This window comes from Actinomyces sp. Z5, from assembly GCF_003287795.1.
Lineage (GTDB): Bacteria > Actinomycetota > Actinomycetes > Actinomycetales > Actinomycetaceae > Actinomyces > Actinomyces glycerinitolerans.
Map to the genome: position 1 here is coordinate 42,852 of NZ_QMIN01000047.1, position 7,334 is coordinate 50,185.

The window sequence follows — 7,334 nt, forward strand, 5'->3', positions numbered from 1 at the left end:
CGTGGAGGCGATCCCCCGGTCCCTGCGGGAGCAGGAGTACTCCGAGGCCGACCACGACGACGCCCTGTTGCGCGAGCGCTCGCTGCTGTATGTGGCCGCCACGCGCGCCCGCGACCAACTGGCCATCTCCTGGTCCGGCCAGGCCAGCCCCCTGCTGGAAGGGGTAGCCCACGCCTCAGGACGGACGGAACACGGAGACAACCACAAATGAGAATGCTCGAACTCGCAGCGCATATCATGCGGCAATTCCATCAACGCGACAATGACCACGTCACGCAACTAGGCAACCGCCTCACGGTAGCAGCACCGACGCCCAACCTGCTCACAGCATCGACACCATCAGAAGGACCGTCAGAAAGCACTTGCGGCCAGACCATACCTCTCGGAAAGCGAGCCGCTGTACTAGTCTTAAACCATAAATTGTGGATAAAGAGGAGGGTAGAGTCTATTCAATTTCTTCCCGAAGGCCAGACGCGACACCACATCAGCTTCGACCTCTTTATTCCAGAAAGCCTTACGATCTCCGCCACCGAAATCGGCGCCAGCGGCGACTCCAACATGGTCGTTGTCCCTCTAACATACATGAGGAAAGGAGCGCTCGTCGGTCTTGATGTCAGGGACGCCACAGGAGCCGCCCTTCCTGCGGTTGGAGCGGACGAGAACGGACGCATCACGATCGCTGCGCTCCGATGGCTCATCAAGCATCTCCCTAAGATCCCGAGGACGGCAGACCCGGATTTATTAGTAGACGATCTCAAAAAAGTTGTCTACAGCAAAGCTCACCACACCGATTCTGAGCCCGACACACCCTCAACCCTCAATGCATGTCGAGAACAGTACTTTGGAGATGAACTTTCCTTTCTCGCCAACAGACATAGTCATTCCGCAACCGACACGAAGAACCTTCAACTAACTCAACTCCACACCTACATCGACGCCCAAATACGTGCGGAGCACACCGTTCAAGATCAACCGGCAAAACCGGACGCAGACCACGCTCCTAGCAACCGCGATATCCTAACATCACTGCTCCTGCTGCTCTCGACCGTGTCCTCAAACTACACCTTCGCGGTCCTCTTGCCACGGAGCGCCGTCAAATCCCGCACTGTCGTGAAGGTATCTTTCGACATTGCCCTTCCAAGAGAGCTCCAAAATAGGCGCCACACCTCCGCTCCTAATCTCAGTCAATATCCAATCTACATCCCTACTCGGGCAGCGAGTTCCACTCACATCGACTTGCTTCCAGCCGAAGGAACCGAAATCCTAGGGTTAGAGGCGCAGACAATAGGCCCTAATCCCGACGCATCGTTGAGCATAATGGCAGTGGAGCGTCACCTCCACCTTCACATGGATAGCACCGACCCGAGCCCGCTCACCAAACTCATGCTTGACATGTGGTGTGAACGGCAGCCACTCATACATGTGTGCATCGGAGGAATACTTGCCTTTTTGACTTGCGCCTTTACATTATGGGTCACAGTCTTCCGGCCAGAGCCACTCCCAGAATTACTCACTACAGGCAATACTCTCACGATTCTCACCCTCGTGTTCGCTCTGTGGCTGTCAACGCTCCTCAAAATCGGAGGACACCGTCTGTCGCAAAGCGTCAATAAACCTCTTTCCCGCAAGATCACTCTCCTTGTTCTTACGGTCAGCATCGACCTCCTGCTGTTTCCCGTTTTCGTTGGCCGCGATGGAGAATTCGAGAGGTCTGGACCGCCGAACCTGACCGAGCTCAATGCATGGCCGACGTTTCTCCCAATACTCATTAGTGCGATGTGCACGCTGGCCTGCCTCTGTATAACGCTACAAGCGTGTTGTTGGATACGCAAACGCGAAAGTTGCAAGAAGACAATGGAAACTCGTATCGGAGGAAGTGTTCTTGCTCCCGCAGAGCCTTCATCATTCCCATCACGTCAAGACAGCGGTGACGCTGCAGAAGTTGCAGCCTTTGAATGCGTGCCCAAACTTCCAGAGCTCGAGGCAAAAAAGGCCCTTGATTGCGTCAGGGATGTATTTGTGCACATCTGGCCTAGCGATCACGGTCCCCAACTTCAGGATAACCATGACTGTTGATACTCCGAATACGATTGTGTTCAAAGACTCGCTTCGAGCTGCGCATGGTTCAGGCCACGCGATCATCGACATCGATTTGGATGGTGTGTGTGCCGACTACGTCGCCGCCATGAGGACCATCTGCTCCCGGCACTTCAATCTCCCCGAGGAATCGATTCCAGAGCCAGATTCCTACAACCTGATGACTGCGACCGGCTGGCCCATCAGAGACCATAAGACATTCATGCGCCTGCATACGGAAGCGGTCGAAGACCACCTCTACAGAACGATTCCTATCATTCCCGGAACAGCGGAGGCTCTTAATTATCTAAGCGAATGCGGCTTCCATATTCGTATTGCGACCCACAGACTCATCTCGTCCGGCTTGCATAAGACCGTGGTTTCAGACACAGCCGCCTGGCTGGACGACCACCACCTGCCTTACATGTCTCTATGCTTTGTGGGCCCGAAGGATACTTTGGACGCGAATCTGCATATCGAGGACTCACCCTCAGTAGCAATTAGTCTGAGCAGCGCTGGCCAACAAACTGTCATCATGGACCGCACATACAATCGGTCGCTAACTGGCTTTCCCCGAGCACACTCATGGGATGAACTTACGACAGCAATTGCCAAGCATCTGACTGAGGAGGATGGATCCTAATCCGGATCACATCGTGTTCCAGGTCTGATTATTCCAGGCCATAATATTTCCGATCATGTCAGATATTCCGCCCGCCACTTCTGCGCCCTCGCAGCCTGCGCGAATTCCGGAACGCCGCAGCGGGCAAGATGATCTATCAACTCATTGAGCGTCCAAGGAGGCTTGCGCGTAGAACGTGCCTGGCGACTCAGCGCGGTCATCACGTTGGCCGGCTCTAGATCAAGTTGATGAAGGAGGAAAACATCGGGACTTTGGACCTCAAGATCGTACGACGCGAGCACGTCGGCCGGATAGTCCTTGAGGTTCGCCGTCACAATCACGTCGGCGCGTCCGGTAACGGCTGCCGCGATGACATGCCGGTCGTCAGGATCGGGAAGGTCGATTGCAGCCACGAGGTGCTCCCACCCGGTCACGCAAGCGTCGGGAAAGGCGGTGTCCATAGCTGCGGCGCGGCGTCGGGCGGCGCCGACCGGCAGGTCAGGATGGACACCCTCGATCGCTCGCACTGTCTCATCAAGTATTTGTGCGCTCCATAGAGCACGATAGAGGCCGGCTTCGGCGATCCTCAGCAGTGTGTCAGCAAGCGTCACGGGGACGAGTACACAGGCGTCCAGCATCGCAGAGAAACGCGTCACGGAAGCTTCATCCCTTGCGCGCGCGACGCAGAGCGGCCGTGTAGTCAGCGGCGGTGTCCTCGTACAGGCCGAGGTCGACGGCCTCACGAGTCATGGCATCCAGAGTGCCGCTGCGTTCCTGAGCGGACTGCTGCTGGTACGCGACGATGTCTGCGAGCCGGACCCGGCGGTGCCTACCCGCCGCGGGACGCTCGTAAGGGATCCGGCCGGACTCCAGAAGCTTGACCAGGGTGGGGCGGCTAATTCCGAGGAAATCCGCAGCCTCCTGGGTCGTCAGTACCTGATCCACCGGCGCCACCGTGATCGCCCTGCCCTGCGACATGGCGCGCACGACGTCCATAAGCACCCGATGCACCTCCGCCGGGAGACCTACGGTCTGGCCGTCCGGCCCGACGAGCGCAGCCGGTTCCGCAACCTGCCCCAGAAAGCGGGACAGATCCAGCATCGCCTCAAGGTCCTCGGGCGGCAGGGTCGTCTGCATCTGCGCAGCTGTGGCAGCCATGCGGCAATCGTAGCAGCAGTTCGAAAAAAACGAAATAACTAGCGCGCCCCTCTGGTCAACAGAGCCACCTCCGCACGACGGCCTGGTGAAGCTTGCCCGGAGTTACCGCTGCAAAGAGGCGCACTCCGCCGACCACGACAACGCCCCGCTGCGCGAACGCTCGCTGCTGTACGTGGCCGCCACGCGCGCCCGCGACCAACTGGCCATCTCCTGGTTCGGCCAGGCCAGCCCCCTGCTGGAAGGCGTGCGCGGAGCGGCGTGAATACCAGGCGCCAACGCTTCCGTCGCCGTCGATCGCCCCAGCCAGGCCTCTGGCCACGCCGACGAATACGCCCTCCCGACGGCTCGGCACGAGCGCAACGGCGATCCCGGTCTAATTCACGTCAGAGACGAGACCTACTGTGGCCGCGATGCGAATCGAGAGGAGGCGACATGACATACCGTATCCCAGAGGATACGGTCTGCTCCTCGGGGGCAGCAAAGGAACCCAGCGCACCGACATCAGCAAGGCACGCACGATACGCGAGGACCTCAGGAGAACAGGAGACTGGACATGAGCCTCATACGCTGGGACGCGGCCGACTACCTGGACGATGACGACGCGATCATCGCCTACCTGAACGAGGCCGCCGCGCAGGACGATCCCAAGTTGCTTCAAGCAGCCCTCGGCGATATCGCCCGCGCCAAGGGCATGAGCGGGATAGCAGAGCAGGTCGGCGTCGGACGCGAGTCCCTGTACAAATCCCTATCCGACACTGGCAATCCATCCTTCCAAACGGTCGCCAGAGTGTTACGCGCCCTGGGCGGTCGCATCACCATCACCACCGCGGCATAGTCCCGGCACGGCGAAGGTCTAACAGCCCGTCTCCACGGCTCCGCCCTCACGCCCCGACCCGGTCGCGCTCCTCACGGACGGCGGGGCGGCACCGATACCGCTCGTGCAGGCCGGTGGGCAACGCACAACGCCCGCCGCGCGAAGACCGACCTCGCACCTCAGACCGCCCGCCAGGTGGCCCGGGGATCCCGACGGCTCTCGCCCTCCCACACAACCAACTCGGCATCGCGAAGAGCGTTCAAATGGCGCAGCACGGTCGGCCTGGCCATGCCGACCAACTCAACCAGCTGCCCGGTACTCAGCGGACGTTGGGCCAAACGCAGCGCATCAAGAATCCTCATCGTATTCGGACCGATCTCACGCGCGACCCGACCGGAAGGAGCCATAGTCGCCATAAGCGTCAGGCGTACCGCCTCCTGCCCCTGGACGTACTTCGGATCGGACAGCCCGGCCCGCCGCATCTCAGCAAACATGCGCCGGATGCCCTCACCAAGCTCCTGCGTCACCCCCAGGTCGGCACACACCCGCGCGATGCGGGGATTACGCGCATTGCGGCTGATCGAGGCCGGATCAGCGGGATTCACCAGCCCCGGGAACCTGCCCGGACTGGTGACCTCGATCCGGTTCGGAAAGATCTCAACCCGCACGTGGTCCCCACCAATGCTGTAGGACCGATGCACGACGGCGTTGACCAGACCCTCGAGCCAAACATCCTTAGGGATCGTGGATACACCCTCGAATCGCCCGGAGTCGGTAAGCGCGCGACGGCGCGGAGCCAGCGCCTCGATAGCCGCGGTCGCTCGGGCAATCTGTTCGGGTATCGACCCCTCGCAGCGGATGTCGGCATCATCCTCAAGGTTGAGCGTGCGTCCGGCTCCCCGCTCGTTCTGCTGGTATTTCAAGACGCGGACGTGCGCGTTGGGAAACAGCATCTGGGGCCGGGACGCGAACAGTAGGTATCCGGCAACGGAAACAGCGCCATCCCTCGTGAGCAGGTCGCGTGCTCGAAGAGCCAACTCGGGCGACGAAGAACCCAAAGTCCGCTGGTACTCAGAGAGCTGCGCACCGTCCAGATCCGCGACGGTAACGTCCCGTACCGGCGTGCCATCGAAGCTGGCAGCGCCACGATCCCACTCCAACTCCTGCCGCTGCGCGTACGTAAGCCTCCGGGACTCGTCCCCGATGCGCTGGTAGCAGTACCCCCGCTTCATCTCATGCACGTGCTCGCCGGGCGGAACGTGGAAAACGAGAATGCGCCCCTCGCTCGAAAGCACCTCGGTCACTTCCACACGCACACACGGCGTCGTGAAATCAGCGGGAACCTGCCTGAGCGCGTTAGCGGCTCTGTCGTCCACGGGCACCACTCGCCCGTCATGAAGACCGGCAACCACCACTCCGCCCTCGGCGTTGGCCATCGCAACTAGCGGGACCGCAAAGTCCAAGGGCCTGATCGTGCCAGACTTACGCTCGAACCACTGGTCCTCGGGCAACGCCAGTAGGCGCGCAACCGTCTCATCAGGCGTCAGGTTCAATGCCTGATCGACCTCCGCGGACAACATGCTGTTACTCTAACATTATTAGAGTAGTTAAGAGCTCAAGGCCTCGTTACCCATCCCGCTTTCGGCGGCATCGCGGTGTTTTGCCACGCCGGCCGGAGCCACTCTTACGCGCTCTAACGCCGGGCGTGAGAGTACGTAATAGCAGTGACGCCCCCTCCGTAAAGGCAGTGCACGGAACACTCCGATCCGCCCCGTCCTCACAGCCCGACCCGGTCGAGCTCCTCGCGGACGGTGGGGCGGCGCCGGTACTGCTCGCGCAGATCGGCGAGCCAAGCGCGGCAGCCCGCCACGCGGCTGCCCTCCGGAGCGGAGTCATAGGGCTGCGTCACCCCGCCGCCTGCCACGCCGTCGGCGGCCGCGGCCAGCGCCATCATGTGGGTGGCGAGCGCCGCCGCCTCGCGGGCTGCCTTCCGCCCGACCGGAATGAGCGTCTCCTCGATGGCCTGGCGGTACAGGGCGACGGCGTCGTCCGGACGCGGCTGCGGGCTGACGTCGGCGAGCTGCCGCCAGGCGTAGCCGACGCCCCAGCGGTCGGCGGCGGCCCAGGCCCGCTCGACGTCACCCACATGCAGTGCCAGCTCGATCATCGGGTCGCCGCTGCGCCAGGACTGCTGCTCGGCCCAGGCCAGCGCCTCATCCCGCTCCGCATTCCCACGGCCCGTCCAGGCACCGACGGCGGTGAGGACGTCGAGCATCTCCGGGGTGGGCGCGCGACGGAACAGGGCACGGGCCATTTCCAGCGCATCGTCGTCGCGCCCGTCTTCGCGGTACAGCTCGGCCGCACGCAGCGGATCGATCCAGTAGCCGCCGCCCCGCCTGCGCCAGTAGTCCAGGTTGCTGGTGGACACACGCCCCTCGGCTACCGCCCGGTCCAGGTAGGCCATCGCCTCCCGACGACGATCCGCCGCAAGCAGCCGCTCAACGATCGCCCCGTACTGGACGTGCTCGCCCAGGCTCAGCAGCTGGACGGCGCGGTCGACGTCGCCGTCGTGATCGGCAAGCTCCAGCAGCATCTGCTTCAGCTCGAAGTCCGGGTCTTTCCCCTCGGCGTCGGCGGCCGCCTCCGCCTTGGCCGCCGCACGCC

The 7,334-nt window shown here is 61.8% G+C and carries 9 protein-coding genes; 5 read left to right on the forward strand and 4 right to left on the reverse strand.

The window, feature by feature from the left end:
- From DRB06_RS16055 to DRB06_RS06000, 3 genes are all read left to right on the forward strand, one after another.
- On the forward strand, window positions 1-211 hold a 211-nt coding region (locus DRB06_RS16055), incomplete at its 5' end, for a hypothetical protein (protein WP_258522158.1).
- Window positions 208-2,076, forward strand: coding sequence for a hypothetical protein (locus tag DRB06_RS15790; RefSeq protein ID WP_146750813.1), 1,869 nt, complete (start codon window positions 208-210; stop codon window positions 2,074-2,076). The genes DRB06_RS16055 and DRB06_RS15790, both read left to right, overlap by 4 nt.
- Window positions 2,066-2,719, forward strand: a complete 654-nt coding sequence (locus DRB06_RS06000; RefSeq protein ID WP_181575204.1) for a 5' nucleotidase, NT5C type — start codon at window positions 2,066-2,068, stop codon at window positions 2,717-2,719. The genes DRB06_RS15790 and DRB06_RS06000 overlap by 11 nt, the downstream gene beginning before the upstream one ends.
- A gap of 53 nt (window positions 2,720-2,772) precedes the next feature.
- On the opposite strand, the gene DRB06_RS06005 is transcribed toward DRB06_RS06000, so the two are convergent.
- Together DRB06_RS06005 and DRB06_RS06010 are read right to left on the reverse strand one after the other, a co-directional pair.
- The gene (locus DRB06_RS06005; protein ID WP_258522161.1) at window positions 2,773-3,336 is read right to left on the reverse strand and encodes a PIN domain-containing protein; all 564 of its coding nucleotides are present in this window, start codon (window positions 3,334-3,336) and stop codon (window positions 2,773-2,775) included.
- A 25-nt stretch (window positions 3,337-3,361) separates the two neighbouring features.
- Complete coding sequence (locus tag DRB06_RS06010) at window positions 3,362-3,856, reverse strand: helix-turn-helix domain-containing protein (RefSeq protein ID WP_111819391.1); 495 nt, start codon at window positions 3,854-3,856, stop codon at window positions 3,362-3,364.
- A gap of 85 nt (window positions 3,857-3,941) precedes the next feature.
- On the opposite strand from DRB06_RS06010, the gene DRB06_RS16060 reads away from it, so the two are divergent.
- Complete coding sequence (locus DRB06_RS16060) at window positions 3,942-4,118, forward strand: hypothetical protein (RefSeq protein ID WP_181575205.1); 177 nt, start codon at window positions 3,942-3,944, stop codon at window positions 4,116-4,118.
- 291 nt (window positions 4,119-4,409) lie between these two features.
- The gene (locus DRB06_RS06015; protein ID WP_111819392.1) at window positions 4,410-4,691 is read left to right on the forward strand and encodes an addiction module antidote protein; all 282 of its coding nucleotides are present in this window, start codon (window positions 4,410-4,412) and stop codon (window positions 4,689-4,691) included.
- A gap of 158 nt (window positions 4,692-4,849) precedes the next feature.
- On the opposite strand, the gene DRB06_RS06020 is transcribed toward DRB06_RS06015, so the two are convergent.
- Window positions 4,850-6,250: an ATP-binding protein gene (locus tag DRB06_RS06020; RefSeq protein ID WP_111819393.1), complete on the reverse strand. Its 1,401-nt coding sequence runs from the start codon at window positions 6,248-6,250 to the stop codon at window positions 4,850-4,852.
- Window positions 6,251-6,447: 197 nt separating this feature from the next.
- On the reverse strand, window positions 6,448-7,334 hold an 887-nt coding region (locus tag DRB06_RS06025; RefSeq protein WP_181575206.1), incomplete at its 5' end, for a hypothetical protein.

Coding starts and splice junctions, on each gene's coding strand:
- DRB06_RS15790 (WP_146750813.1), top strand. CDS start 208: ATGAGAATGCTCGAACTCGCAGCGCATATCATGCGGCAATTCCATCAA.
- DRB06_RS06000 (WP_181575204.1), top strand. CDS start 2,066: ATGACTGTTGATACTCCGAATACGATTGTGTTCAAAGACTCGCTTCGA.
- DRB06_RS06005 (WP_258522161.1), bottom strand. CDS start 3,336: ATGCTGGACGCCTGTGTACTCGTCCCCGTGACGCTTGCTGACACACTG.
- DRB06_RS06010 (WP_111819391.1), bottom strand. CDS start 3,856: ATGGCTGCCACAGCTGCGCAGATGCAGACGACCCTGCCGCCCGAGGAC.
- DRB06_RS06015 (WP_111819392.1), top strand. CDS start 4,410: ATGAGCCTCATACGCTGGGACGCGGCCGACTACCTGGACGATGACGAC.
- DRB06_RS06020 (WP_111819393.1), bottom strand. CDS start 6,250: ATGTTGTCCGCGGAGGTCGATCAGGCATTGAACCTGACGCCTGATGAG.